Source organism: Streptomyces sp. NPDC036822 (assembly GCF_055609145.1).
In genome coordinates this window covers 573,727-597,875 of record NZ_JBVJPY010000001.1, presented here as the reverse complement: position 1 = coordinate 597,875, position 24,149 = coordinate 573,727, and the positions used below count along the sequence as shown (strand labels likewise).

The 24,149-nt window shown below is 73.4% G+C and carries 22 protein-coding genes and 1 riboswitch; of the genes, 6 read left to right on the top strand and 16 right to left on the bottom strand.

Translation table 11 applies throughout. The annotated features are described in order from the left end of the window. The first annotated feature begins 127 nt into the window (after nt 1-127). Nucleotides 128-874: an ABC transporter permease gene (locus ACZ68P_RS02755; protein WP_471001528.1), complete on the top strand. Its 747-nt coding sequence runs from the start codon at nt 128-130 to the stop codon at nt 872-874. Between the two features lie 208 nt (nt 875-1,082). Here ACZ68P_RS02755 and ACZ68P_RS02750 read toward each other — a convergent pair whose 3' ends face one another. Then, nucleotides 1,083-1,751, bottom strand: a complete 669-nt coding sequence (locus ACZ68P_RS02750; protein ID WP_471001525.1) for an HAD-IA family hydrolase — start codon at nt 1,749-1,751, stop codon at nt 1,083-1,085. A gap of 135 nt (nt 1,752-1,886) precedes the next feature. Beyond that, nucleotides 1,887-2,660, bottom strand: coding sequence for a peptidoglycan-binding domain-containing protein (locus tag ACZ68P_RS02745; protein WP_471001522.1), 774 nt, complete (start codon nt 2,658-2,660; stop codon nt 1,887-1,889). A 547-nt stretch (nt 2,661-3,207) separates the two neighbouring features. Between ACZ68P_RS02745 and ACZ68P_RS02740 the strand changes: the two genes are divergently transcribed. Next, complete coding sequence (locus ACZ68P_RS02740; protein WP_471001519.1) at nt 3,208-5,262, top strand: MDR family MFS transporter; 2,055 nt, start codon at nt 3,208-3,210, stop codon at nt 5,260-5,262. 117 nt (nt 5,263-5,379) lie between these two features. Here ACZ68P_RS02740 and ACZ68P_RS02735 read toward each other — a convergent pair whose 3' ends face one another. From ACZ68P_RS02735 to ACZ68P_RS02725, 3 genes are all read right to left on the bottom strand, one after another. Continuing rightward, entirely contained in the window at nt 5,380-5,877 is a 498-nt protein-coding gene (locus ACZ68P_RS02735) for a GNAT family N-acetyltransferase (RefSeq protein ID WP_471001516.1), read from the bottom strand. Between the two features lie 124 nt (nt 5,878-6,001). Next, on the bottom strand, nt 6,002-6,334 hold the full coding sequence (locus tag ACZ68P_RS02730; protein WP_471001513.1) for an antibiotic biosynthesis monooxygenase family protein: 333 nt from the start codon (nt 6,332-6,334) through the stop codon (nt 6,002-6,004). 186 nt (nt 6,335-6,520) lie between these two features. After that, entirely contained in the window at nt 6,521-6,733 is a 213-nt protein-coding gene (locus tag ACZ68P_RS02725) for a hypothetical protein (RefSeq protein WP_384140251.1), read from the bottom strand. A 571-nt stretch (nt 6,734-7,304) separates the two neighbouring features. On the opposite strand from ACZ68P_RS02725, the gene ACZ68P_RS02720 reads away from it, so the two are divergent. Continuing rightward, nucleotides 7,305-8,480 (top strand): serpin family protein, encoded by a 1,176-nt coding sequence (locus ACZ68P_RS02720; protein WP_471001510.1) that lies wholly within the window; start codon nt 7,305-7,307, stop codon nt 8,478-8,480. Between the two features lie 98 nt (nt 8,481-8,578). On the opposite strand, the gene ACZ68P_RS02715 is transcribed toward ACZ68P_RS02720, so the two are convergent. The 3 genes from ACZ68P_RS02715 to ACZ68P_RS02705 form a co-directional block, all read right to left on the bottom strand. Further along, the gene (locus tag ACZ68P_RS02715) at nt 8,579-9,247 is read right to left on the bottom strand and encodes an O-methyltransferase (protein WP_471001508.1); all 669 of its coding nucleotides are present in this window, start codon (nt 9,245-9,247) and stop codon (nt 8,579-8,581) included. Continuing rightward, nucleotides 9,244-10,302, bottom strand: coding sequence for a DUF2330 domain-containing protein (locus tag ACZ68P_RS02710; RefSeq protein WP_471001505.1), 1,059 nt, complete (start codon nt 10,300-10,302; stop codon nt 9,244-9,246). Before ACZ68P_RS02710 ends, ACZ68P_RS02715 begins: the two co-directional genes overlap by 4 nt. A gap of 189 nt (nt 10,303-10,491) precedes the next feature. Continuing rightward, a complete protein-coding gene (locus ACZ68P_RS02705; RefSeq protein ID WP_471001502.1) occupies nt 10,492-11,739 on the bottom strand; it encodes a cytochrome P450 in 1,248 nt (415 codons plus the stop codon). Nucleotides 11,740-11,992: 253 nt separating this feature from the next. On the opposite strand from ACZ68P_RS02705, the gene ACZ68P_RS02700 reads away from it, so the two are divergent. Next, entirely contained in the window at nt 11,993-13,162 is a 1,170-nt protein-coding gene (locus ACZ68P_RS02700) for a steroid 3-ketoacyl-CoA thiolase (protein WP_471001499.1), read from the top strand. A gap of 84 nt (nt 13,163-13,246) precedes the next feature. On the opposite strand, the gene ACZ68P_RS02695 is transcribed toward ACZ68P_RS02700, so the two are convergent. The 7 genes from ACZ68P_RS02695 to ACZ68P_RS02665 form a co-directional block, all read right to left on the bottom strand. Next, a complete protein-coding gene (locus ACZ68P_RS02695; RefSeq protein WP_471001496.1) occupies nt 13,247-13,648 on the bottom strand; it encodes an aggregation-promoting factor C-terminal-like domain-containing protein in 402 nt (133 codons plus the stop codon). A 288-nt stretch (nt 13,649-13,936) separates the two neighbouring features. Then, entirely contained in the window at nt 13,937-14,815 is an 879-nt protein-coding gene (locus ACZ68P_RS02690) for an ECF transporter S component (RefSeq protein WP_471001493.1), read from the bottom strand. Beyond that, on the bottom strand, nt 14,812-16,857 hold the full coding sequence (locus tag ACZ68P_RS02685; protein ID WP_471001490.1) for an ABC transporter ATP-binding protein: 2,046 nt from the start codon (nt 16,855-16,857) through the stop codon (nt 14,812-14,814). The genes ACZ68P_RS02690 and ACZ68P_RS02685 overlap by 4 nt, the downstream gene beginning before the upstream one ends. Further along, the gene (locus tag ACZ68P_RS02680) at nt 16,854-18,032 is read right to left on the bottom strand and encodes an energy-coupling factor transporter transmembrane component T (protein ID WP_471001486.1); all 1,179 of its coding nucleotides are present in this window, start codon (nt 18,030-18,032) and stop codon (nt 16,854-16,856) included. The genes ACZ68P_RS02685 and ACZ68P_RS02680 overlap by 4 nt, the downstream gene beginning before the upstream one ends. Then, nucleotides 18,029-18,733 carry an SCO2322 family protein gene (locus tag ACZ68P_RS02675; protein ID WP_471001483.1) on the bottom strand — a complete coding sequence of 235 codons (705 nt, stop codon included), beginning with the start codon at nt 18,731-18,733 and terminating at the stop codon, nt 18,029-18,031. Before ACZ68P_RS02675 ends, ACZ68P_RS02680 begins: the two co-directional genes overlap by 4 nt. Then, nucleotides 18,730-19,998 (bottom strand): prenyltransferase/squalene oxidase repeat-containing protein, encoded by a 1,269-nt coding sequence (locus ACZ68P_RS02670; RefSeq protein ID WP_471001480.1) that lies wholly within the window; start codon nt 19,996-19,998, stop codon nt 18,730-18,732. Before ACZ68P_RS02670 ends, ACZ68P_RS02675 begins: the two co-directional genes overlap by 4 nt. Nucleotides 19,999-20,039: 41 nt before the next feature. Next, a riboswitch (cobalamin riboswitch) is annotated at nt 20,040-20,164 on the bottom strand. Nucleotides 20,165-20,478: 314 nt separating this feature from the next. Next, the gene (locus ACZ68P_RS02665) at nt 20,479-21,516 is read right to left on the bottom strand and encodes an MBL fold metallo-hydrolase (protein WP_471001477.1); all 1,038 of its coding nucleotides are present in this window, start codon (nt 21,514-21,516) and stop codon (nt 20,479-20,481) included. Between the two features lie 120 nt (nt 21,517-21,636). Here ACZ68P_RS02665 and ACZ68P_RS02660 point away from each other — a divergent pair, with 120 nt between their 5' ends. Beyond that, nucleotides 21,637-23,106, top strand: a complete 1,470-nt coding sequence (locus ACZ68P_RS02660; RefSeq protein WP_471001474.1) for an aldehyde dehydrogenase — start codon at nt 21,637-21,639, stop codon at nt 23,104-23,106. Next, complete coding sequence (locus tag ACZ68P_RS02655) at nt 23,106-23,339, top strand: ferredoxin (RefSeq protein ID WP_471001471.1); 234 nt, start codon at nt 23,106-23,108, stop codon at nt 23,337-23,339. Before ACZ68P_RS02660 ends, ACZ68P_RS02655 begins: the two co-directional genes overlap by 1 nt. Nucleotides 23,340-23,385: 46 nt before the next feature. On the opposite strand, the gene ACZ68P_RS02650 is transcribed toward ACZ68P_RS02655, so the two are convergent. Further along, nucleotides 23,386-24,060, bottom strand: coding sequence for a TetR family transcriptional regulator (locus tag ACZ68P_RS02650; RefSeq protein ID WP_471001468.1), 675 nt, complete (start codon nt 24,058-24,060; stop codon nt 23,386-23,388). Nucleotides 24,061-24,149 lie beyond the last annotated feature (89 nt).

The window sequence follows — 24,149 nt, the reverse complement described above, 5'->3', positions numbered from 1 at the left end:
CGTGGGGGCGCCAGGTTTCGGTAGGGGGTGCGCCAGGTAACAGGGTGACGACATGAGCACGTCACATCAAGGGGTGTGAAGGGTGTGACGGAGCGACAGATTCCTTTTCTCCGCCTAGGGTTGCCGCGTGCTTCTGGACGTCAATGTCACCTTCGGGGTGGTTCTCGCCCTTCTGCTCGCCGTGGCCGCGGGGGTGGTCGCCGTGGCGCGGCTGGGGCGGGCGCGCGACAGCCTGATCGCGGGAACGCGGGCGGCCGTCCAGCTGGTGGCCGTGTCGCTGGTGATCGGCTGGGTGATGCGCCATCTGCCGCTGCTGCTGGGTTTCCTGCTGCTGATGTTCGCGGTCGCGGTGTGGACGTCCGGCCGGCGGATCGTTCCCGCGCCGGGGCGCGGCTGGTGGTGGACCGGCGCTCCGATCGCGGCGGGTGTCGTGCCCGTCGTGGGCGCGCTGGTGGTGACCGGACTCGTGCCGGTGCGGGGCATCGCGCTCATCCCGGTGACCGGGATCCTCATCGGCGGGGCGCTGACGGCCACGGTGCTCGGAGGGCGACGCGCGCTGGACGAACTGGAGACGCGGCGGGGTGAGGTGGAGGCCGGCCTCGCTCTGGGCCTCCTCCTGCGCGAGGCCCGCCTGGAGGTGGCGAGGAAGGCGGCCTCGGACGCGCTGCTGCCGGGGCTCGACCAGACCCGGACCGTGGGCCTGGTGACGCTGCCGGGAGCGTTCGTCGGCATGCTCCTCGGCGGCGCGTCACCGTGGGAGGCGGGAGCGGTGCAGCTGTTCGTCCTGGTCGCCCTGATGGTGGTCCAGGCGGTGGCGGTCGCGGTGGTGCTGGAGCTCGTGGCGCGGGGGAGGCTGGCGCGGGAGCCGCGATGACAGGGAGGTAAGGGGGGCCCGAGGCGCGTGGCGGTGCCGGGGAGGCCGGCGCGGGCGCGTGATGGCGCGGCGGTGCGGGCGCCGCGATGGCACGGTGGCGCGGGGTTGCCGTGAGGTGGGGGTGCGGTGAGGCCCGCGCGGGCCGGGTCGGGCGTCCGGACCCCGGCCGCGGCGGGCCGGACGTCCGGACCCCGGCCGCGGCCGGGTGCTACGCCAGGACCGTCAGCTCGATCGTGCCGTCCGCCGCCGGAGTGACCCGCAGGGACGTCAGGTCCTCGACGTGCACGTCCGGGGCGAAGGCCGCCGCGCGCGATCCCACGCCCACGACCCGCATGCCCGCCGCGCGGCCCGCCTGGATGCCGGCCTCGGAGTCCTCGAGGACGACGCAGTCCGCCGGGTCGAAGCCCAGCTCGGCCGCGCCCTTGAGGAAGCCCTCCGGGTCCGGCTTGCTGGCGCCGACGCACTCCGCGGTGACGCGGACGTCGGGCATCCGCAGCGCCGCCGCGCCCATCCGTGCCCGGGCGAGGGCCGCGTCGGCCGAGGTCACCAGGGCGTGCGGCAGCGTGGCGATCGCGTCCATGAAGGCGGGGGCGCCCGGGACCGGCACGACACCGTCCAGGTCGGCGGTCTCCTCGGCCAGCATCACCCGGTTGTCCGCGTGGTTCTCCTCCATGGGCCGGTCGGGAAGGAGGACGGCCATGGTCGCGTACCCCTGGCGGCCGTGGACGACCTTGAGCGCCTGCTCGGGGTCGAGTCCGTGGCGCACGGCCCAGCGGCGCCAGCAGCGCTCCACGACGGCGTCGGAGTTGACGAGCGTGCCGTCCATGTCGAGGAGGAGGGCGCGGGCGGTGAGCGTTGCCGGGGTGACGGCGGCCATGAACGGTCTCCAAAAGGGGTGGGAGGAGAACGAAGTGGACCCGCTCACCGGTCAGGGAGTGCGAGCGGGGCCACTTTGTTCCTCCACGATACAAAACGGGGGGCCGTCACGCCAGCCCGTCCCGGATGGCGGACCTCACCCGTCGGTCTCCGCCTCCAGCGCGCGGCGCGTGTGCGGACCGTAGACGCCCGGCGGATCCTCGCGGATGTACTTGTACGACTGGTAGCGCGCGACCGCCTCCTCGACGTCGTCGTCGTACCTGCCGTCCGCCCGGCCGTCGTACGCCCACACCTGGCGCAGCCGTCGCTGCAGCTCCTTGACCTCGGCGCCGTAGTCCCCGGGGCGCAGGGTCGGTTCGTCGGTGGTCTGCGTCGGGGCCACGGCCGGGGCGGACGGGCTCCGGCTCATGGACGGCGACGGCGGGCCGGCCGGCGGGGAGGAGGCCGCCGGGCCGCCCGAGGGCGAGGCGGAGGGGCTCGCCGTACGGGTGGACGGCGAGGCGGAGGCGGAGGGGGTGGCCGTGAGGGAGGGGGTGGCGGAGGTCGACGTCGAGGGCGACGGGGTCGGGGACTCCGAGACGGCGACGTTCTCGGACGGGCTCGTGGTGACCGTGGGCACCGCGGCCCGGTCGTCGGTCTCCTGCCCGCCGTCGAGCAGCCCCGCCGCGAGGGCCGCCGTGCCGATCACGGCCACGGCGACGGCCGCCGCCAGCGCCACGAGCGCGCCGCGTCGGCGGGTGGCGGGCCGCTCCTGCCGGGCCCCGTGGAAGCGGGTCCCGGTGAAGTCCGGGTCGCCGACCACTCCGCGCAGGAGCAGCGGCATCGTCTCGGAGGGGTCGCCGGCCCGAGGCGCCCCGGTCGCGAAGGGCGCGGGCGCGAAGGGCGCAGGAGCGGGCGCCGGACCCGTCACGGGCAGAGGCGCCGTCTCCTCCACCGGTGACGGCGCCGACGGCTCGGGCGCCGACGACGACGCCGACGACTCGGACGGTGAGGGCGCCGACGCGGGGGGCTCCGGCGGGTGCGGCGCCGGTGACGGTGATTCCGGCTGCACCTGCGCCTGCGGCGGCCTCGGCCCCGGTCGCTCGTCTCCCCCCGGCGCACCCGGTCCCGCGCCGCCCGGTCCCTCCGGCCCCCGTACCTCCAGTGGCGGTACGGGAGCCCCTCCGTACACCTCCGTCGGCGGTTCCAGCGTCACGTACGGCCGAATCCGCAGCGGGTCGAAGTCCTCCGCCGCCGCCATCTCCGCCCGGACGCAGGCGCAGCCCGGTCTCTGTACGCCGCAGTCTGGACAGACGTGTCCGCTCACAGTGGGTCCCCTCCCCGATTCCGATGCGAGCGATTATGCAGGCCACCCCTCGCGGTACAGGAACAGCCGTTCCCTTCGGCGGGCCATAACGGGACATAACGATCAGGATGGGGGGTACGCAATCCGCGGAGGAGACCCGAGGAGAGTGCCCATGGCCCAGGAAGTACGCACGCCGGACGTCGGCGGGGGCCCCGAGCCGGGGGAGGGGCAGAGCCACCGGACCGTCATCGTCGCGATCGGCGCGCTGCTGCTCGGCATGCTGCTCGCCGCGCTCGACCAGACCATCGTCTCCACCGCCCTGCCGACGATCGTCAGCGAACTCGGCGGCATGGAGCACCTGTCGTGGGTCGTCACCGCCTACATGCTGGCGTCGACGGCGGCCACCCCCCTGTGGGGCAAGCTCGGCGACCAGTACGGCCGCAAGAAACTCTTCCAGGCCGCGATCGTCATCTTCCTGCTGGGCTCCGTCCTCTGCGGCATCGCCCAGAACATGCCGCAGCTCATCGCCTTCCGCGCCGTCCAGGGGCTCGGCGGCGGCGGTCTCATGGTCCTGTCCATGGCCATCGTCGGCGACCTCGTCTCACCACGGGAACGCGGGAAGTACCAGGGCCTGTTCGGTGCCGTGTTCGGCGCCACGAGCGTCCTCGGCCCGCTGCTCGGCGGGCTGTTCACCGAGCACCTCTCCTGGCGCTGGGTCTTCTACATCAACGTGCCGATCGGCATCGTCGCCCTCTTCGTGATCGCCGCCGTGCTGCACATCCCGGCCCGGGGCACCCGGCACACCATCGACTACCTCGGCACCTTCCTCATCGCCTCCGTGGCCACCTGCCTGGTCCTGGTCGCCTCCCTCGGCGGCACCACCTGGGGATGGGGATCCCCGCAGATCATCGGCCTCGCGGTCCTCGGAGCCGTACTCCTCGTCTGCTTCGTGCGGGTCGAGAAGCGTGCCGTCGAGCCCGTCCTGCCCCTGAAGCTGTTCCGGATCAGGACCTTCACCCTCGTCTCGGTGATCAGCTTCATCATCGGCTTCGCGATGTTCGGCGCGATGACCTATCTGCCGACTTTCCTCCAGGTCGTCCAGGGCGTCACCCCGACGATGTCCGGGGTCCACATGCTGCCGATGGTCCTCGGCATGCTCCTGACGTCGACCGCGTCCGGCCAGATCGTCTCCCGCACCGGCCGCTGGAAGGTCTTCCCCCTCGCCGGCACCGCCGTCACCGCCGTCGGGCTGCTCCTCCTGCACCGGCTGACCGAGACCAGCTCCACCTGGGAGATGAGCCTCACCTTCTTCGTCTTCGGCGCCGGACTCGGCCTGGTCATGCAGGTCCTGGTCCTCGTCGTGCAGAACGCCGTCTCCTACGAGGACCTGGGCGTCGCCACCTCCGGCGCCACCTTCTTCCGCTCCATCGGCGCCTCCTTCGGCGTCGCCATCTTCGGCACCCTCTTCACCAACCGGCTCACCCACAAGCTCGGGGACGCCCTCGCCGGCCAGGACGTGCCGCCCGGCGTCGACCCCGGGCAGCTGGCCGCCGACCCGCGCACCATCGCCGCCCTCCCGCCCGGGCTGCGCCCGGAGGTCCTGCACGCGTACGCCACCTCCATCACCGACGTGTTCGTCTACGCCGCCCCCGTCGTCCTGATCGCCTTCGTGGTCGCCTGGTTCCTCAAGGAGGACAAGCTGCGCGGCTCGGTCACCGCCCCCGACACCAGCCAGACGCTCGCCTCCAACCCGGTGCAGCGCTCCTCGTACGACGAGTGCGCCCGCGCCCTGTCGGTGCTCGGCTCCCGGGAGGGGCGCAAGGCGATCTACGTGAAGATCACCGCGAAGGCCGGGCTCGATCTGCTGCCCGCCGCGAGCTGGCTGCTGCTGCGCATCCGCCGTCACGGCACCGTCGAACCGGCGCGGCTCGCCGAGACCACGCCCGTACCGCTGCGGGCCATCACCGAGGCGGCCCGGCAGGTCGAGGAGCGGCGGCTCGCCCGCCGGGAGGGGGTGCAGCTGATCCTCACCGACGAGGGGGTCGCGACCACCGCCAGGCTGGCCGCGGCGCGCGAGGAGTCGCTGGCGGAGCTGCTCGGGGACTGGTGGGGGCCGGAGCGGCCCACGGATCTGGTGAAACTGGTGGAGGAGCTGACGGCCGAGCTGAGCGGCTCGGACGCGGAACGTCCGCGGGCGCCGGAGCCGCCTCGCGACCACCACGCCTGACGTCGCCGTCACGGGGTGCGTGAAGCGAGGCGCGCTCGGTGCCGCGGCCTGACGTCGCCGCCGTGTGCTCGATGTCGCCGTACGCCTGCGGTCACGGCTCCGGGCCTGTCGCCGCCGTCACGCCGTGGGCGCCAGGGCCTTGCCGTACCAGATGTCCATGTACGGGCCCTCGCAGTACGCCGGTATCTCCGCGTACCCGTGGCGGACGTAGAGGGAACGGGCCTCGATCAGGTCGAGGCGGGTGTTGAGGACCATCCGGCGGGCGCCGAGCGCGCGAGCGGCGTCCTCGAGGCCGTCGATGAGGAGGCCCGCGCCGCCGTTGCCCCGGAAGGCGGGCCGGATGTACACGCGGGTCAGCTCGGCCCGCTCGTCGTCGAGCATCAGGACGCCGCCGCAGGCCGCCGGCTCGCCGCGGAACGCGCCGACGAGGAACCGGCCGGTCGGCGGGGTCAGCGACTCCACGCCGTCGCCGGTGAGGCCCTCGTCGATCTCCGCCTCGGTCGCGGGCCGCTTCCAGTAGCGGCTCGCGACCTCGGCGTAGTAGTCGCGGCGCAGGGCGGTGGCGGTCGGGGTGTCGACGCGCTCGGGGGAGAAGCTCCAGGTCATGCGCGTCATTGTGGGGCGCGCACGGCCACGGGCGCCTCTCCATATCGGCTCGCCGCCGGGCGCGACGACCACTCGGGGGAGCACCCCGTGGCACCCGCCTGACCGTTCGCGGCCCGCCGGGCCGTTCCCGGGGCTACTTGGGGGAGGCCTGCTGGACGACCTCGAACGACCACAGGGTGGACCCGGTCGCCGCCGGCTTCGGCCGCTCCGCGCCGCCCTCGCCCCCCGAGGTGCCCTGGTGGGCGGCCTTCATGGAACCGTTCATCCAGTTCTGGAAGTCCTCCTCACTGCGCCAACGGGTGTAGACGAGGTACTGGTCCGTACCCTCCAGGGGGCGCAGCAGCTCGAACCACTCGAATCCGTCCGACCCCTCCACGGCGCCGGCCCGCGCGGCGAAGCGCTGCTCCAGCACCTCGCGCTGCTCGGCCGGCACGGTCAGGACGTTGATTTTTACGACACTGGGCACATGACACCTCTCACCAAACGGGGTCCCGGCCGGGTCCCTGACCTGGACCATGTGCGAGCAGTCTCCCAGGAACGGAAACCTGTACCGACAAGGAACCGCAACCTGTTCGTCGAGAACGGCTACACAATGGAGCGGTGAGTAGGTTGACGGAGGGGCAACGCGACCGGGTCGCCCCTCGCCAAGACGTTAGTTGCGCTTGAGGTACTGGAGCACGATGAGACCCGCACCAGTAACAGCGAGGCACGCGGTTCCGGCCTTGGTGAGGCCATCAAGAGCAGTGCCACCAAGCTCGGTGACGACGATAAAAGACAGAAGGCCCGCCACCACACCGACGAGCATCACGATGATGATGTCGCGAACCGGGTGCGCGCAGATAGTGGTGGTGCCGCTGGACGTCACGCTGTTTCCTCCCGAGTGTCACTGACGCGTATCGCATGAAGACACACCTCACCTGTCGGTGCGCTCTCCAGCTAGGAGCCGACAAGGCAGCTCCTGGGCTCACGCCGTCACGGCGAGGCCGAATACGCTCAGTTCGTCCTTTTCGGATTCGGGAAGGGGCAGACGCGTGCGCAGATTTCCAGCCAATACACGCGTCCGTAAATCTACAGCATCGTCAACTACCCGGCAAGCACTTCTCGTTCGGAGGTGAAGTCGGATGATCGGTTCACGGTGTGGCACCACGGACCCGACGGCTCTGGAACGAGGTGGAGGCCGCGCACGCCTGGTGGACGCACGCCGGCCGACCCGGACCCGAGCGGTTCGGAGTGACCACGGCCCCGGGTACCCGCGAGTGGGTCTGGCTGGACACCCCGGATCGGCCCCTTCCTACTACCGGCTGATAGCCGACAGACTGCCCCGGTTGCTCTTCTCCCCCCGGAGGGTGGCCGGGGTTTCGTCGTGCGACGCGAGCTCCTACGTGCGTAGGTTGACAGACTCATTTGATCTTCACGGTGCTCATGAAGGGCAGGGTATGACCGGTACGGAACTGGCGGCGCACACGGGAGCCGTGCGGGCGCTCGCCGCGCGCTGGCTGCCCTGTTTCGGCGACGGGGACTTCGTCTGTTCCCCCGCCGGGTTGTGGCTGGCCCTCGGGGCGGTGGCCTCCGGGGCGCGTGGCGGGACCGCCGAGGAGCTGCGGAACGTGCTCGGGGTCGGCGGGGAGGCGGCGGCCGGCGCCGTGACGGCCGGCGGGCGGGGGCTGCGGCGGACCGAGGGGGTGGCCGTCGCGACCGGGGTGTGGAGCGGCGTGCCGGTGCTCGACGGCTTCCGGCGGGGGCTGCCCGATGTGGGGTTCGGGCCGCTGGCCGGTGCCGGCGGCGCGCAGCGGGAGATCGACTCCTGGGTGGCGGAGTCGACGGGCGGACGGATCGACCGGCTGCCGCTCGCCCTCGACGGCTCCGAGGACCTGGTGCTGGTCAACGCCCTGGCGTTGAAAGCCTCCTGGGTCAGCGCCTTCCCCGCCGCGGGGACGCGGGACAAGCCGTTCACGGACGGGAGCGGCGACACCGTCCTCGTACCGACCATGCACCGGCGGATTCCCGCCGCCTGGGCGTGGCGGGTGGGAGGGGCGACCGTCGTCGAACTGCCCTGCCAGGGAGCCGGGTCGGCCGGATCGGTCGGATCGGGCGGGGAAGGCGAGGGAGGGGCGGGGGCCGAGGGGAGTGCCGTGCGGGTGCGGTTCGTCCTCGGGGCGGAGGGGGAGGACCCCGCAAAGACGCCGGCCGCCGCCTGGGCCGAGGCCGGGCGGTGCGAGGTGCTGCGGGCCGACGGTGTCGAACTGGCCCTGCCCCGCTTCTCGTTGCGTACGAGGACCGATGTGTACGGGCAGCTGCCCGCCCTCGGCGTCTCCCAGGCCGTCCGGCCCGGCGCGGATTTCTCCGGCCTCTCGCCCGAGGAGCTCTACATCTCCAAGGTCGTCCAGGAAGCGCTCGTGGAGGTCGCCGAACAGGGCGTGGAGGCCGCCGCCGTCACCGCCGTCGCGATGACCCGCAGCGGCGCCCCGCCCCGGCCGAAGGTGATCGAGGAGATCGCCTTCGACCGGCCCTTCGGCGTGGTCGTCCTCGACGCCTCGGGAGAGGTGCCGCTCTTCGTCGGCCGGCAGTCGAGCGCGCCCCGGTCCCCGGCCCGTGCCGGGGGGAGCGCCTAGCGTTCAGGCCCCCGGTCCGCGCGGGCCGGAGTGTCCGGCTCTTCCAGCGACCCGGTTTCCGGCGCGCGGATGGAAGCGCCCGGCACTTCCCCGGAGTGTCAGCTCACCACCCGTGCCACCAGCAGGCCGTCGTACCCCTTCGTTCCCACGGTCTGGAGCGCCGTGGCGTCCAGGCGGGGCTCGCGCGCGACCAGGTCGAACATCGCGCGGGTGCCGGTGACCGCCGGGTCGTCCGGGTGCTCGTGCGCCACCTTGCCGCCCCGCACCACGTTGTCGACGATGATCAGCGTGCCGGGGCGGGAGAGCTTCAGCGCCCAGGAGACGTAATGCGGGTTGTTCACCTTGTCGGCGTCGACGAAGACAAGGTCGAACGGGCCGGCGCCCTCCGCCTCCAGGCGGGGGAGGGTGTCCAGGGCCGCGCCGGTGCGGACCTCGACGATCTTGTCGAGTCCGGCGCGGGCGACGTTGGCGCGGGCCACCTCGGCGTGGGCGGGGTCGTACTCCAGGGTGATCAGCCGGCCGTCGGCGGGCAGGGCGCGGGCCAGCCAGATCGTGCTGTAGCCGCCGAGCGTGCCGATCTCCAGGACCGACCGCGCGCCCGTCGCCGTGGCGAGCAGGTTGAGCAGCTTGCCCTGGTTGGGGGCGACGGCGATCTCGGGCAGTCCTGCGGCCGTGGAGGCGGCGAGCGCGGCGTCGAGCGCCTCGTCGGCCGGGACGAGCAGGTCGGTGACGTAGTGGTCGACAGCGGTCCATTGATCATGGGTCATACGGTCGAACGTACCCCGGTGCCCCGGCGCCGTACGCGTACCGCCACGGCCGTCGCGACGCCCGCCGCCAGGACGCCGGAGACCGTCAGGAGCCACACCGGGATGCCGCCGCCGACGGTGAGCAGCCGGTCGGTGTGGACGATCTGCCGGTAGGGGGTGTCGGCGACCGCCCTGAGCTCGTGGTCCGCGTCGATGCGCGAGGGCTCGGGGAACTCCTGTTCCAGCGCGGTGAGATAGACCTCCCGCGCGCCGGCGAGCCCGGCGACCGCGCCCTCCGGCCGGATCGGGCCCGCGAACCGCACCTCGGGCCGCGCCCCTCCGATGGCGCCGCGCGGCTCCATGCGATGGTCGGCGAGGACGAACAGGCGCAGGGACTGGGGGGTCTTCGCCAGCCGCGACAGGCGCATGGGGTAGACGAGCCGGTCGCTGGTGAAGCGGATCCTCAGCGGGTCGAGATCGCCGCGCAGCACCGCACCCTCGTCGTCGGGCGCGAGGCGCACGGCGACGTACTCCCACTTCTGCCGGACGTACGGCCCCAGTTCGGCGGTCAGCCGGTCGGACAGCTCGAAGCCGTTCTCCTCCAGCCAGCCGCTCAGCGCCTCGGGGTCGCTCGCGGTCAGCCGTGCGACGTCGAAGGGGCCGAGCCGCTCGCGCCCGACGACGCCCACCTCCGTTCCGTCGCGGCCGGGCGGGGCGGCGCCCGCTCCGTCGGTGTCGCTGTCGGCGAAGGGCCAGTCGTCCCCGCGTGGCCAGAAGTAGTGCCGGTCGACGTGGGCGGGGCGGGTGAGCCGGTCGAGTTCGCCGAAGAGCCCCCCGTCGCCGAGTTCGACGTCGGCCCGGCTCGGTACGGGCATGATCCAGGCGGCGCGCTCGGCGTTCCCGCGCACGGTGAAGCGCATGACGATCTCTTCCGTACGGCCGTCCCAGCGCACGGCCGAGGTCTCCTGGTCCACGCCGATCCGTCGGTCCCGATCGGCCAACATGGCTCCGCAGCCGCACGCGTACGCCGGAGCGACCAGCGAACCGAGCTGGAGCGCGAGCAGCGCGACGATCATGGCCAGAATCCTGTGTCTCCCCCGCATGCGGGGTCAGACGCGCGGCCGGTCCCCGCGGTTCCGACGCCGGGGCGGGGGGGGCGACGGCGACCGGTCGGACTCCGGGTCGAGAGAGGCGGGGGCCGGGCGTAGGGGGATGGACCCCCGCCTCTCACGTCAGCCGGCCGCGCGAGCCTGCGGCTTCGTGGCTCAGCCGGCCACGCGGACGCGCAGCTCCTTGATGCCGTTCAGCCAGGCCGCCCGCAGCCGGCGCGGCTCGCCCGCCAGGGTCAGGTCGGGCAGCTCGTCCGCGAGGGCGTTGAAGATCAGCTCGATCTCCTTGATGGCGAGGGACTTGCCGAGGCAGAAGTGCGGGCCCCCGCCGCCGAAGCCGAGGTGGGGGTTGGGGTCGCGGGTGATGTCGAAGGTCTCGGGGTCGTCGAAGACGTCCGGGTCGTTGTTGGCGGAGGAGTAGAAGAGCCCCAGCCGGTCGCCCTTGCGGATCTTCTGCCCGCCCAGCTCGGTGTCCTGCGTCGCCGTCCGCTGGAAGGAGACCACCGGCGTCGCCCAGCGCACGATCTCCTCGGCGGCGGTCGCCGGCCGTTCGCGCCGGAAGAGTTCCCACTGGTCGGGGTGGGTGAGGAAGGCGTGCATGCCGTGGCTGATGGCGTTCCGGGTGGTCTCGTTGCCGGCCACGGCCAGCAGCAGGACGAAGAAGCCGAACTCGTCCGAGGAGAGGTTGCCCTGGCCCTCGGCGGCGACGAGCTGCGTCACGATGTCCTTGGCCGGGCACTCCTTCCGGGCCGCGGCGAGGTTCATCGCGTACCCGATGAGCTCCATTGCGGCCTCGGCGCCGATCTCCTCGGTGATGGCGTACTCGGGGTCGTCGTAGGCGACCATCTTGTTCGACCAGTCGAAGATCCGGGAGCGGTCCTCCTGGGGGACGCCGATGAGTTCGGCGATCGCCTGGAGCGGCAGCTCGACGGCGACCCGGGTGACGAAGTCGAAGGTGCCGTCCGCGCCGGCGTCGCGCTTCGCCTCCTCGACGATCGTCCGCGCGCGGGTACGCAGCGCCACCTCCAGCGTCCGGATCGCGCGCGGGGTGAAGCCGCGCTGGACGATCTGGCGGACCCGGGTGTGCTCCGGCGGGTCCATGTTGAGCATGATCAGTTTCTGGACCTCGATCTGGTCCCGGGTGATGTGCTCGTTGAAGCGGATGACGGCCGTGTTCTCGGTGGAGGAGAACAGCTCGGGCCGGGTGGAGACGTACTTGACGTCGGCGTGGCGGGTGACGGCCCAGTAGCCCTCGTCGTCGAAACCCGTGACGCCCCGCGGCTGAGGGCACCACCACACCGGAGCGGTCTGCCGCAGCCGGGCGAACTCCGGGAAGGGGATGCGGGCCTGGAGCAGGTCGGGATCGGTGGCGTCGAACCCTTCGGGGAGATGAGGGCAGGGCATCGGCAACACACTCCATGTCTGAGACGCGTTCGTCTGACGGTCCATCAGAAGTTGTCGGAAAGGTAGTAACGAGTTCTACAAGTGGCAAGGGCCGCGGCGGCAAGTGTTGCGGAGAAAGGGTGCAGCCGGTACGTGCACGGCCCTTGCGTACCGGCGGTAGCAGTCATAAGACTGCACTCAGAACTAGAACGCGTACTAGTTCCCTGGGGCGGAGTGCCGGGACACCCCGCCGGGGCGAGGAGAGGACGAGCTCATGGCCGCGGAACCCGTCATCGTCGAAGCCGTACGCACCCCCATCGGCAAGCGCGGAGGCGCGCTCGCCAATCTGCACCCCGCCTATCTCCTCGGTGAGACCTACCGCGAACTCCTCGGCCGTACCGGCATCCACGCCGACTGCGTCGAGCAGATCGTCGGCGGTACGGTCACCCACGCCGGCGAGCAGTCCATGAACCCGGCGCGCAACGCCTGGCTCGCCATGGGCCTGCCCTACGAGACCGCCGCCACCACCGTCGACTGTCAGTGCGGCTCCTCGCAGCAGGCGAGCCACATGGTCGCCAACATGATCTCCTCCGGGGTCGTCGACATCGGCATCAGCTGCGGCGTGGAGGCCATGTCCCGCGTCCCCCTCGGCTCCGGATCCAAGCACGGGCCGGGAAAGCCCTGGCCCGACGAGTGGCACGTCGACCTGCCCAACCAGTTCGAGGCCGCCGAGCGTATCGCCCGCAGGCGCGGACTCACCCGTGAACGGGTCGACGCGCTCGGCCTGCTGTCCCAGGAGCGGGCGGCGATCGCCTGGTCCGAGGAGCGCTTCAAGCGGGAGACCTTCGCCGTCCAGGTCCCCACCACGGAGGAGGAGCAGGCCGCCGGGCAGGGCATGTGGCGGCTCGTCGACCGTGACGAGGGGCTGCGCGACACCAGCACGGAGGCCCTCGCCCGGCTCAAGCCGGTCATGCCGACCGCCGTCCACACCGCGGGGAACTCCTCCCAGATCTCCGACGGCGCCTGCGCGCTGATGTGGGCCTCCAAGCGGATGGCCCGCGCCCTCAAGCTCCGGCCCCGGGCCAGGATCGTCGCCCAGGCCCTCGTCGGCTCCGATCCGCACTTCCACCTCGACGGGCCGATCGACGCCACCCGCGCGGTGCTGGGCAAGGCGGGGATGTCGCTCAGGGACATCGACCTGGTCGAGATCAACGAGGCCTTCGCCTCGGTGGTGCTGAGCTGGGCGCAGGTGTTCGACCAGGACCTGGAGAAGGTGAACGTGAACGGGGGAGCGATCGCGCTCGGTCACCCCGTCGGAGCCACCGGCGCGCGGCTCATCACGACCGCCCTGCACGAGCTGGAGCGGACGGACAGGGAGTTCGCGCTGGTCACGATGTGTGCGGGCGGAGCCTTGGCGACCGGCACCATCATCCAGCGGTTGTAGCGGAGACGGGGAAACGCGGCAGGCCCCGCCCTCCTTCGTGGAGGGCGGGGCCGTGCGGGAAGCCGTCGTGGCGGCGGCGGTGGCTCAGTACCAGCCGTTGGCCTGCCAGAACGCCCAGGCGGCGTTCGGGCTGCCGTAGCGGTCGTTCATGTAGTCGAGGCCCCACTTGATCTGGGTGGCCGGGTTCGTCTTCCAGTCGGAGCCGGCGGACGACATCTTGGAGGCGGGCAGAGCCTGGACCAGGCCGTAGGCGCCGCTGGAGGAGTTCGTCGCGGTGTAGTTCCAGCCGGACTCGTGCGACACGATCTTGCTGAACGCCTGGTACTGCGAGGCGGGGACGATCTTCTTGGCGATCTCCTGCGGAGACGCGGCCGAGGCCGTGGCCGTCGTGCCCAGCACCGCTCCCGAGGCGCTCAGCAGCACGGCTGCGGAGACGGCGACGGTCTTGTTACGGGCGGAGACACGAGTGGAGAGGGAGCGGAACAACGGAAGACACCTCACGTCGGGGACTGGGTCCGCGCCGGGCGTTTCAGGCAAGCCGGAACCAGAGCCCGGGAAACCGGGAACCGGGGGGAATCGGCTCGTCCGAGGAGCTGCGCTGAGCGCCGGCTGCCTGGCGACGTCCACCAGACAAGCAGGGCCGGCGCGGCCTGGCAACGACCCCCTGTACTACCCCCGATCGCACTCCGGGCGAACGTCCCGGGCCGACCGGCCCGCACGTTTTCGCAGGTCGAAAGGGGCGTATGGGGTGAGGTGGGCGATCGTGCCCGTCTCCTATTCCGGGCCGTACGTGACCTGGGTCCTGTGGGGCGCCTCACCCTCGCGGGACCCCGAAGGGGGCTCGAAGGTGACCTGGGCCTCGAAGTTCGCCCGCCTCGTCGCCCGCCGGAGCGCCTTGAGGAGGGTCCCGCCGACCGTGAGGGTGAGGACCACGGTCAGCGCGGCGCGGCCGAGGTCCCAGCCGAGCGAGGTGGCCAGGACGTAGACGACGAACCTCGCCAGGTTCTCGTGCACCGGAGCCCCGGCGACGAAGGAGGCTCCCGAGGGTCCCGCCACGATCGGCCAGCCGTACAGGTTCATGACGGTGCCGTACGCGAACGCCGCCACGAACCCGTACGCGCAGAGCATCAGCAGCTCGCCGCGCCCCCGGAGGCGGTCCGGGCCCGGCAGCAGGCCCGCGCCCATCGCGAACCAGCCCATCGACAGCATCTGGAACGGCATCCAGGGGCCGACCCCGCCCGTGAGCAGGGCGGACGCGAACATCGTCACCGAGCCGAGGACGAAGCCGAAGCCGGGCCCGAGGACCCGCCCGCTCAGCACCATCAGGAAGAACATCGGCTCGAGACCGGCCGTACCGGCGCCCAGCGGCCGCAGGGCCGCCCCGACCGCGGCCAGGACGCCCAGCATCGCGACCGCCTTCGCGTCCATCCCGTTGTCGGCGATGGTCGCGACGACGACCGCGACGAGGAGCGGCAGCAGGGCGGCGAAGAGCCAGGGGGCGTCGGCGGAGTGAGAGGTCACGGCCGCCGAGGAGTCGGCGAGCAGCGGCCAGCCGAACGCCAGCACGCCCACGACGGAGATCAGGACGAGCGCGGCGATCGCGCGCGGTCCGAGACGCAGGGGTCGGGCGGGGGCCGCCCTCCGGGCGCTCACCGGGCCTCCCTCAGGTGCGGGGCGACCTGCTCGACCGTGAGCCACGGCTGGGGGGCGAGGATCTTCGCGACCTGCGGGGAGAAGGCGGGGGACGAGACCACGACCTCGGCCGTCGGGCCGTCGGCGACGACCTCACCGCCCGCGAGGATCACCACTCGGTGCGCCAGCTCGGCGGCGAGCTCCACGTCGTGCGTGGCGAGGACGAGGGCGTGCCCCTCGGCGGCCAGCATCCGCAGGTGGGCGACCAGGCGGGCCTTGGCCGCGTAGTCGAGACCGCGGGTCGGCTCGTCGAGCAGGAGGAGCGGGGGGCGTCCGGTGAGGACCACGGCCAGGGCGAGTGCCAGGCGCTGCCCCTCGGACAGGTCGCGGGGATGCGTGTCGTCCGCCACGCCCGGCAGCAGCTGGGAGACCAGCTCGCGGCAGGCCCCCGGCCGGGCGCCCGCGTCCGCGTCGGCGGCGGCGCACTCGGCGGCGACTGTGTCGGCGTACAGCAGGTCACGCGGTTCCTGCGGAACGAGTCCGACCCGGCGGATCAGCTCGCCGGGCTCCGTCCTGTGCGGGACCAGACCGCCGACGCGCACGCTCCCGGACGTCGGCGGGACCATCCCGACGAGGCTCCCGAGGAGGGTGGACTTGCCGGCGCCGTTACGTCCCATGAGCGCGACGGTCTCCCCTGCGGTGACGCGGAGGTCGACGCGGCGCAGGGCCTCGACCCGGCCACGGCGGACGCCGAGCCCGTCGGCCTCGACGAGAAGCTCCCCGGGGCGCTTGCCGTGAGGGTCTACCGGGCGGGCCGTGCGCGGGCGGCGCCGCCGGGAGAGGGAGAGCCGCCCAGCCCACCACCCGCGCGCGGCGGGGGACGGGTCGGGAGCGGCGGCCGTGCCGGCTGCTCGCGGGGGCGGGATCTCGCGGGTCGTTCGCGCACCGGCCGCCTCCCCGGCCGCCGGCGCGACGGCTGTCTCGCCGGTCGCTCGCGCACCAGCCGCCCCGCCGGGTTCCCGCGCACCGGCCGCCCCGCCGGTCGCGGGCTCACCAGTCGCCTGCCCGGGTTCCCGCGCATCAGCCGCCCCGTCTGCCGCGCGCGCCGCAGTCGCCTCCCCGGTCGCCGGCTCACCAGTCGCCTCCCCGGCCGCCGGCCCACCCGGCGCCTGCCCGGTCTCGCGCGCGGGAGCCCCGTCCACCGCCGGTCCCGCCGGGGCGAGCGCGGCAGCCGGTGTGCGGGGCGTCTCCGGGGCGCGGCCCTCCAGACGGGTGCGCAGGTCGGCCGCGCGGCGGCGCGCGTCGCGGACCGTCAGCGGCAGGGGGGACCACCCCGCCAGGCGGCCCAGGGCCACCACCGGCGGGTGGACCGGGGAGACGGCCATGATCTCGGCGGGCGGGCCCATGATTCCTTCCGGCAGCAGCAGGACCCGGTCCGCGTACTGCACCACCCGCTCCAGGCGGTGCTCGGCCATGAGGACCGTCGTCCCCAGGTCGTGGACCAGACGCTGGAGCACCGCCAGAACGTCCTCGGCGGCCGCCGGGTCCAGTGCCGAGGTCGGCTCGTCCAGGACCAGCACCTTCGGATGCGGGGTGAGCACCGAGCCGATCGCCACCCGCTGGCGCTGCCCGCCCGAGAGCGTGGCGATCGGGCGGTCGCGCAGCTCCGCGAGCCCCAGCAGGTCCAGCGTCTCCTCCACCCGGCGCCGCATCACCGCCGGAGCCAGGCCCAGGGACTCCATCCCGTACGCCAGCTCGTCCTCGACCGTGTCCGTGACGAAGTGCGCGAGCGGGTCCTGGCCCACCGTGCCCACCACGTCGGCCAGCTCACGCGGCTTGTGCGTGCGGGTGTCGCGGCCCGCGACCGTGACCCGGCCGCCGAGCGTCCCGCCCGTGAAGTGCGGGACGAGGCCCGACACCGCGCCGAGCAGCGTCGACTTGCCGACCCCGGACGGGCCGACGAGCAGCACCAGCTCGCCTTCGGGGATCGTCACGTCCAGGTTCCGGAGGGTGGGCGCGTCGGCGTCCCCGTACGTCACCGAGACGTTCTCGAAGCGGATCACGGGACTCGGGACTCCTCGGACACGGAAACGGACACAGGGACAGGGAGGGACGCGGAAGCGGGTGCGGACGTGGAGGCGGATAGTGCGGACGCGGAGGCGGGCACCGGGGCGACGAACGCCGGAACCAGGCCCACCAGCACCGCCAGCGCCGGCCACACCGGCAGGTACGGCGCCACCAGCGGGACGACCCCGGGGCGCAGCGCCTCGGGCGCGTAGGTGTCGGCGGCGATCATCAGCGCCGCCACCGCCGCTCCCGAACCGGCGACCAGCCAGGCCCGCACCCCCCAGCGGTCGGGCCGGTAGCGGGTCCGTACGGTCCGTTGTCCGCCCAGCCACAGACCTGCCACGGCCGCGGCGAGACCGACGCCGACCAGCGGCAGCCCGTACCCCGCGCCCCCCGCCGCCAGCAGGCCGTACGAACCGGCGCACACCCCGAGCAGGCCGCCCAGCGTCAGCACGTTCGTCGTCCGCCGCACCGCCGCCGGGACCCGCGCCGTACGCCCGTACCCACGCGCGTCCATCGACGCCGCCACGGCGACCGACCGCTCCAGCGCCCCTTCGAGGACGGGCAGCCCGATCTGGAGCACCGCCCGCACGCCGCCCGTCGGGCGGCCGCGCAGCCGTCGGGCGGTCCGCAGCCGGACCACGTCGGCGACCAAGTTCGGCGCGAACGTCATCGCCACGACGACGGCGACCCCGGCCTCGTACAGCGCGCCGGGCAGCGACTTGAGGAGCCGGGCCGGGTTGGCGAGGGCGTTCGCGGCGCCGACGCAGATGAGCAGGGCCGCCAGCTTCGCCCCGTCGTACACCGCGAAGACCAGCTGTTCGGCGGTGACCCGCCCGCCGATCCGTACGCCCTGAGCCCATTGCGGCAGGGGCAGTTCGGGCAGGGTGAACAGCTCGTGGGTGCCGGGGATCGGCGAGCCGAGGACGACCGAGAACACCACCCGGACGAACACCACGAACAGGCCGAGTTTCACGAACGCGCCGTACGAGCGGGCCCAGGGCGCGTCGGTGCGGCGCGCCGCGACGACATAGCCCGCGACGGCGACGATCAGCCCGAGGAGCAGGGGGTTGGTGGTGCGGGAGGCGGCCACGGCGAGGCCGAGCGCCCAGAGCCACCAGGCGCCCGCGTGCAGGGCGTTGGAACGGTTCGCCTCGGGGGCACGGATCATGCGCGGCGGCGAGCCTTCCAGACCGCCGCGCCGCCGAGGACGAGGACGGCCGCCCCGCCCGCGGCGATCCCGAGGGCGGGACCGCCGTCGCCGCTCTCCCCACCGTCACCGGCGGCGGGGGCCGTCGGGCCGGGCCCGTCCGGCTTCGCGGTCCCGGCGGTCCCGGACGGCTCGGTCTCCGCCACCTGCTCGCCGCAGCCCTTCGCCGGGTAGCCCGCGATGCCGCAGAGCATCGCCGCGCTGTCGTACCGCAGCGGCTTCGCCACCGCCGCCAGCGCCTCCGCGCCCGTCGCGTCCTCGCGCACCTGCGCGCAGCCGACCGTGAGGGCCGGTTCCGGGGGCGTCTCGCCGCGCGGGGCGTCCGCCGGGCCGCCGAAGTCGACGACGACCGCGACCCGCTTGGTGCCCGTCTTCTCCGGCGTACCGGAGCAGACCGCCGCGAAGTCGGGGGCCGCGGAGGGCCGTGTGGCGTCCTTCGAGTCCTGGCTGACCGCGAAGCGGAAGCCGATCGCCTCCCCGTCGCCGGGCCTGGCGGTCGCCGGACCGAGGCTCGCGTACGTCCACCGGTCCGCGCCGTCGCTCTCCCAGAAGGACCAGTACCGGTATCCCGCGGCCTGGGCGGGGCCGGCGGCGGCCGCGGTCAGGACGGCGGCCACCGCGGCGGTGGCCGCCGCGGCCGCGGAGAGGCGCCCGGACCTCACTTCTTGCGACCGCTCAGCAGGATGCCGATGCCGACGCCGACGACCGTGCCGATGCCGATGATCCACCAGATGCCGAACGAGCCGGAGTCGTCGCCGTCCTCGGCCTTCTCGTCGCTCGCCGAGGCCGTGGCGGACGGCGAGGACTGCGGCGCCGGGCCGGTGGCGGCGAGCCGGCCGAGGAGGTCGGCGGAGCCGAAGGCGGTCGGGTCGACACCCATGGCGTTGGCGGCGAAGACCAGCTGGGCGTAGGCGGCCGGGCCGTTCTCCCGCGCCCAGGCGGCGGAGTTCTTCTCCAGCCAGGTCAGCGCCCCGGCCGCTTCCTTGGTGGCGCCGGTCGCCGCGAGGGCGACGACGGCGTCGGCGGTGTTGCCGTAGTCCGGCAGCGGGGCCGACTCGGCGGCGCCGGGCATCGGCGGCGTGTTCAGGTGGCCGGTCTTCGCCAGCGCGCCCGCCAGGTAGGAGGCGCCGTTGAGGGCGGCCCGCTCGACCGTCCGCTTGGGCAGGTCGGTGCAGGTGGGCGTCTGCGCGGGCTTCACGCCGCGCGCGGTGATGCCCTTGCCGAGCCCGGCGAGCGTGGCGGCCGCGGTGGCGTCGGCGTTCGCGAGGAGCTTGCCGGTCTTGTCCGGCTGGTAGGCGAACGCGCCCGCCCCGTCCTTGGTGGCGCAGGGGACGGCGAAGCCGAGCAGCGCGTCGTACGGGGTCTTGCCGTCGGCGGACGTCACCTCGCCCGGCTTCTCGCCGAGCGCGGCGAGGGCGCCGATCACGATCGAGGTGGAGTTGGCGTCGCTGGGGCTGCCGGGGTTGTAGCCCCAGCCGCCGTCCTTGTTCTGGACGCCCTTCAGCCAGGCGGCGCCCGCCTTGGCGGCCTTGGCGAGCGCCTCGGGGTCGGCGCTGTCGCGCTTGACGCCGGAGAGGGCCTGGACGGCGACGGCGGTGGCGTTGGTGTCCAGCATGGTGGCCGGGGCGCACGGCTTGGCGGGGTCCGGGCGGTACGAGGAGAAGGCGCCGCTGTCGCACTGCTGCCGCTGGAGCCAGGTGACGGCCTGCTCGGCGGGCTGGATGCCGTTCGTGCGCTGCGCGATGAAGGCGAGCGACTGGCGCCAGACGCCGTCGTACGTCGGGTCCTTGGTGCCGTAGAGACCGGAGGGGATCACCGGCGCGGGGGTGGGGGACGGGGAGGGCGCGGCGGCCGCGACGGAAGCCGTTCCGGTGCAGAGCAGCGCGGCGGCTGCGAACGCGGCGGCGCCGCGGCGGACGGTGGTCATGCGTGCTGGCCTCTCCTGCGGCCGGGCACCGGCACGCACAAGGGCACCAGGCTCGGCTCCGTATTCCTCGACGGTGCCGGCGTTCACGTCCCGGACGGGGCATTCCGACTCACCACACGGGGTGGCTCACGGTTGCGGGTCAGTGCCGGATTTCCACCGGCTTCCCCCCGTACGGGCATGATGACGACGGGCACACTCTACCGGCCCGTAGCCCGGGCGGCCGGGGAGTGCGAGGTGCCTCACACCCGGCGGCCCCCGGGGCGCGGCCGACGGCGGAACGACGAGGCGCCGGCGTGCCCGCAGCCGGCCCCCGGGCGCGGCCGACGGCGCAAGCGCCTGGTGACGGCGTGCCCGATCGGGCCCCACGGGCGACCGCCTCCCGGGACCCCGGCCGGACCGCCGCCGGCGCCAGGGGTGCCGTAGAACCCGCGGACCGCCACACCGGGCCGCCGGGTCGGACCGACACACCAGGCTCCCCGGTCAGACCGCCACGTACGCCACCGGGTCCGTGCCGGCCGCCGGTTCCGCGCGGCCCAGTTTCACCAGTCGCCGCAGATGCGCCTCGGCCTCGCTGACCGCGATGGTCCGGGAGCCGTACGGGATCTGCTCCCAGGGGCGGTTCCACTCCATCCGTTCGGCGAGCTGCCACGGGGTCAGGGGGGTGGCCAGCAGGGCGAGGAGGCCCGTCAGCCGCTCCTCGTGGTGGTCGAGGAGCTCGCGGACCCGCCCGGCCGCGTCGGCGAAGGCGTACTGGTGGGCGGGGAGCACCTCCGCGACGCCGAGGCGGCCGATCCGCTCCAGCGAGTCCAGGTAGTCGCCCAGCGGGTCGGTGACGGTGTCGTCGTCCGGGTCCTCGTAGAGACCGATGTGCGGTGAGATCCCGGGCAGCAGGTGGTCACCGGAGAACAGCCGGCCGTGCCCCGGCAGCCCGGCCGGGTGGGCCTCCTCCAGATGTAGGCAGACGTGGCCGGGGGTGTGACCCGGGGTCCAGACGGCGCGCAGGCGCCGCCCCGCGAGGTCCAGGAGCTCCCCGGGGACGATCTCGCGGTCGGGCAGGGCCGAGCGCAGCCCGGGCAGGGTCCGCATCCGGCCGTTTCCCCGGGCGGCGAGGAGCGGGGCGGTGTGCCCCTCGGGGGCGCCGACGGCGGCGAGTTTGCGGGCGAGGTAGTCGAGCCACACCTCGGGCTCGGACTCGCGGGTGCGGCGGACGACGGCGGTGTCGGCGGCGTGCATCGCGATCCACGCGCCGGAGGCCTCGCGGACCCGGCCCGACAGGCCGTGGTGGTCGGGGTGGTGGTGGGTGATGACGACGCCGTGGACGTCGCGGACGGACGTGCCGAGCGCGGTGAGCCCGTCGGTGAGTTCGTCCCAGGAGGCCGGGTCGTCCCAGCCGGTGTCGATCAGGACGGGGCCGCGGTCCGTGTCGACGACATGGACCAGGGTGTGGCCGAGCGGGTTGTCCGGGATGGGGACGCGGAGGGACCAGACGCCTCCGCCGTGCTCGGTCACCTGGGTCATGGGTCCTCGTCTCTCCGCGACGGCACGGCATCCGTTCGAGCATTGCCCATGATAAGTAGAACTGGTATCAGTTCTGAAACACAGTCAGGTAACGTCGCGGGTTCCGGGAGGCAGTCGGTCATGACCGAGCTTGTGGAGCACGGAAAGCTGTACATCGGCGGCCAGTTGACCGATCCCCTCGGAGTCGAGGTCATCGAGGTGATCTCGCCCCACACCGAGGAGGTCGTCGGCCGCGTGCCGCACGCCTCCCGGGCCGATGTCGACCGGGCCGTCGCCGCCGCCCGCGAGGCCTTCGACCACGGTCCCTGGCCCCGGGCGACGCTCGAGGAGCGGATCGGGGTCGTCACCCGGATCAAGGACGCCATCGCCGTCCGGCACGAGGAGATCGCCCGTTCGATCAGCGCGCAGAACGGCTCCCCGTATTCCTGGAGCGTGCTGGCCCAGGCGCTCGGCGCGATGATGGTCTGGGACGCCGCGATCACCGTCGCCCGCGACTTCACGTACGAGTCCCGGCGCGACGGAGTCCTCGGGCCGATCATGGTGCGGCGCGAACCGGTGGGGGTGGTCGCGGCCGTCGTGCCGTGGAACGTCCCGCAGTTCACGGCGGCGGCGAAGCTGGGCCCGGCGCTGCTGGCCGGCTGCACGGTGGTGCTGAAGCCGTCGCCGGAGTCCCCGCTCGACTCCTACATCCTGGGCGAGATCGCGGCGGAGGCCGGGCTGCCCGAGGGGGTCCTGAGCATCCTGCCGGCCGACCGGGAGGTCAGCGAGTACCTGGTCGGGCACCCGGGCGTCGACAAGGTCTCCTTCACGGGGTCGGTCGCGGCCGGGAAGCGCGTGATGGAGGTCGCCTCCCGCAACCTCACCCGCGTCACCCTCGAACTCGGCGGCAAGTCCGCGGCCGTCGTCCTGCCCGACGCGGACGTGGCGACCGCCGTCGCCGGGATCGTCCCGGCCGCCTGGATGAACAACGGACAGGCGTGCGTCGCCCAGACCCGCATCCTCGCCCCGCGCAGCCGATACGACGAGATCGCCCAGGCGCTCGCCGCGGCCGCCGGCGCCCTGGTCGTCGGCGACCCGCTGGACCCGGCGACCCAGGTCGGCCCGCTCGTCGCCCGCCGTCAGCAGCATCGCTCCCTCGACTACATCGGCATCGGCCAGGAGGAAGGGGCCAAGGTCCTCGCGGGCGGCGGCCGTCCCGCGGGCCGGGAGCGCGGCTGGTACGTCGAGCCGACGCTCTTCGGCGACGTCGACAACTCCATGCGGATCGCGCGCGAGGAGATCTTCGGGCCCGTCATCTGTCTCCTCCCGTACGGGGACGAGAGCGAGGCGCTCCGGATCGCCGACGACTCCGACTACGGGCTCAGCGGTAGCGTCTGGACCGGGGACGTCGAGCACGGCATCGACTTCGCCCGGCGGGTGCGCACCGGCACCTTCAACGTGAACACCTTCAGCCTGGACATGCTCGGCCCGTTCGGCGGCTACAAGAACTCCGGCCTGGGGCGGGAGTTCGGCCCCGAGGGCTTCGGCGAGTACCTGGAGCACAAGATGATCCATCTGCCGGCCGGGTACGAGGGGCCGGGTGGGGCCTGATGGGCGACCGCTGGCACGTCGAGGTCGACCGGGGGGTGTGCATCGGCTCGGCCATGTGCGTGAACCACTCCCCGGACGGCTTCCGGCTCGACTCGGCCCGCCAGTCGCATCCCACGCGACCGGAGGCGGACGCGAACGAGAGCGTGCTCGCGGCGGCCGAGGGCTGCCCCGTGGAGGCGATCCTGATCACCCTGCTCGACGGCGGAGAGCCGGTCTTCCCTCCGGAGGAGTAGGCGCCCCTCCGTGACAGCCCTGCGGCGTGCCGTCGGGGGAGAGCCCTCAGCGCGCCGTCCCGGCCCGCCCGCGCGCCTTCGTGGCCACGGGCGCGGCCGGACCGCCCGCCGGGGCGGCGCCGCTCGGCACGGTCAGGTCGATCAGCCGGCAGACCGTCTCGATGTCGATCTTCACCTGCGCGATCGAGGCGCGCCCCGACAGCCACGTGATCAGCGCCGAGTGCCAGGTGTGCTCGATCACCCGGACCGCCGAGAGCTGCTCGGGCGTCGGGTGCTCCAGCTCCATCGCGTCCAGGATGATCGCCGTCGTCAGCCGCGACACCGTGTCCACCTCGGGGCTCACGCTCCGGTCCGCGAACGTCAGGGCCCGTACCATCGCGTCCGCGAGCTGTGGTTCCCGCTGAAGCGCCCGGAAGGCGCGCATCAGCGTCTCCGCGACCCGCTCCGCGGAGCTGTCCCCGGCCGGCGGCCGCTTCCGCAGGGTCGTGTGCATGTGCTGGAGCTGGTCCTGCATCGTCGCGACCAGCAGATGGATCTTGGAGGGGAAATAGCGGTACAGCGTGCCCAGGGCCACCCCGGCGGCCTCGGCGACCTCACGCATCTGTACGGCGTCGAAACCGCCCCGCCCGGCCAGCTGCGCGCTGGCGTGCAGGATGCGCCGGCGGCGCGCCTCCTGGCGTTCCGTCAGGGGCGGCGAGTCGGGTCTGTCTTCCGCGGTCATGGAGTCCCGTTCCGTGCGGTGGGGAGCGACAGTATGGCGGGGCCTCCGCCGTGGCGCGAATCACCTGATCCGGTTCTTACAGCGGGGCT

Excerpts from the sequence above, each read along its gene's own strand:
- ACZ68P_RS02650 (WP_471001468.1), bottom strand. The coding sequence starts at position 24,060 with ATGACCGCGGAAGACAGACCCGACTCGCCGCCCCTGACGGAACGCCAG.
- ACZ68P_RS02715 (WP_471001508.1), bottom strand. The coding sequence starts at position 9,247 with ATGACCCATGATCAATGGACCGCTGTCGACCACTACGTCACCGACCTG.
- ACZ68P_RS02655 (WP_471001471.1), top strand. The coding sequence starts at position 23,106 with ATGGGCGACCGCTGGCACGTCGAGGTCGACCGGGGGGTGTGCATCGGC.
- ACZ68P_RS02750 (WP_471001525.1), bottom strand. The coding sequence starts at position 1,751 with ATGGCCGCCGTCACCCCGGCAACGCTCACCGCCCGCGCCCTCCTCCTC.
- ACZ68P_RS02710 (WP_471001505.1), bottom strand. The coding sequence starts at position 10,302 with ATGATCGTCGCGCTGCTCGCGCTCCAGCTCGGTTCGCTGGTCGCTCCG.
- ACZ68P_RS02665 (WP_471001477.1), bottom strand. The coding sequence starts at position 21,516 with ATGACCCAGGTGACCGAGCACGGCGGAGGCGTCTGGTCCCTCCGCGTC.
- ACZ68P_RS02720 (WP_471001510.1), top strand. The coding sequence starts at position 7,305 with ATGACCGGTACGGAACTGGCGGCGCACACGGGAGCCGTGCGGGCGCTC.
- ACZ68P_RS02680 (WP_471001486.1), bottom strand. The coding sequence starts at position 18,032 with ATGATCCGTGCCCCCGAGGCGAACCGTTCCAACGCCCTGCACGCGGGC.
- ACZ68P_RS02705 (WP_471001502.1), bottom strand. The coding sequence starts at position 11,739 with ATGCCCTGCCCTCATCTCCCCGAAGGGTTCGACGCCACCGATCCCGAC.
- ACZ68P_RS02670 (WP_471001480.1), bottom strand. The coding sequence starts at position 19,998 with ATGACCACCGTCCGCCGCGGCGCCGCCGCGTTCGCAGCCGCCGCGCTG.
- ACZ68P_RS02735 (WP_471001516.1), bottom strand. The coding sequence starts at position 5,877 with ATGACGCGCATGACCTGGAGCTTCTCCCCCGAGCGCGTCGACACCCCG.
- ACZ68P_RS02700 (WP_471001499.1), top strand. The coding sequence starts at position 11,993 with ATGGCCGCGGAACCCGTCATCGTCGAAGCCGTACGCACCCCCATCGGC.
- ACZ68P_RS02660 (WP_471001474.1), top strand. The coding sequence starts at position 21,637 with ATGACCGAGCTTGTGGAGCACGGAAAGCTGTACATCGGCGGCCAGTTG.
- ACZ68P_RS02740 (WP_471001519.1), top strand. The coding sequence starts at position 3,208 with ATGGCCCAGGAAGTACGCACGCCGGACGTCGGCGGGGGCCCCGAGCCG.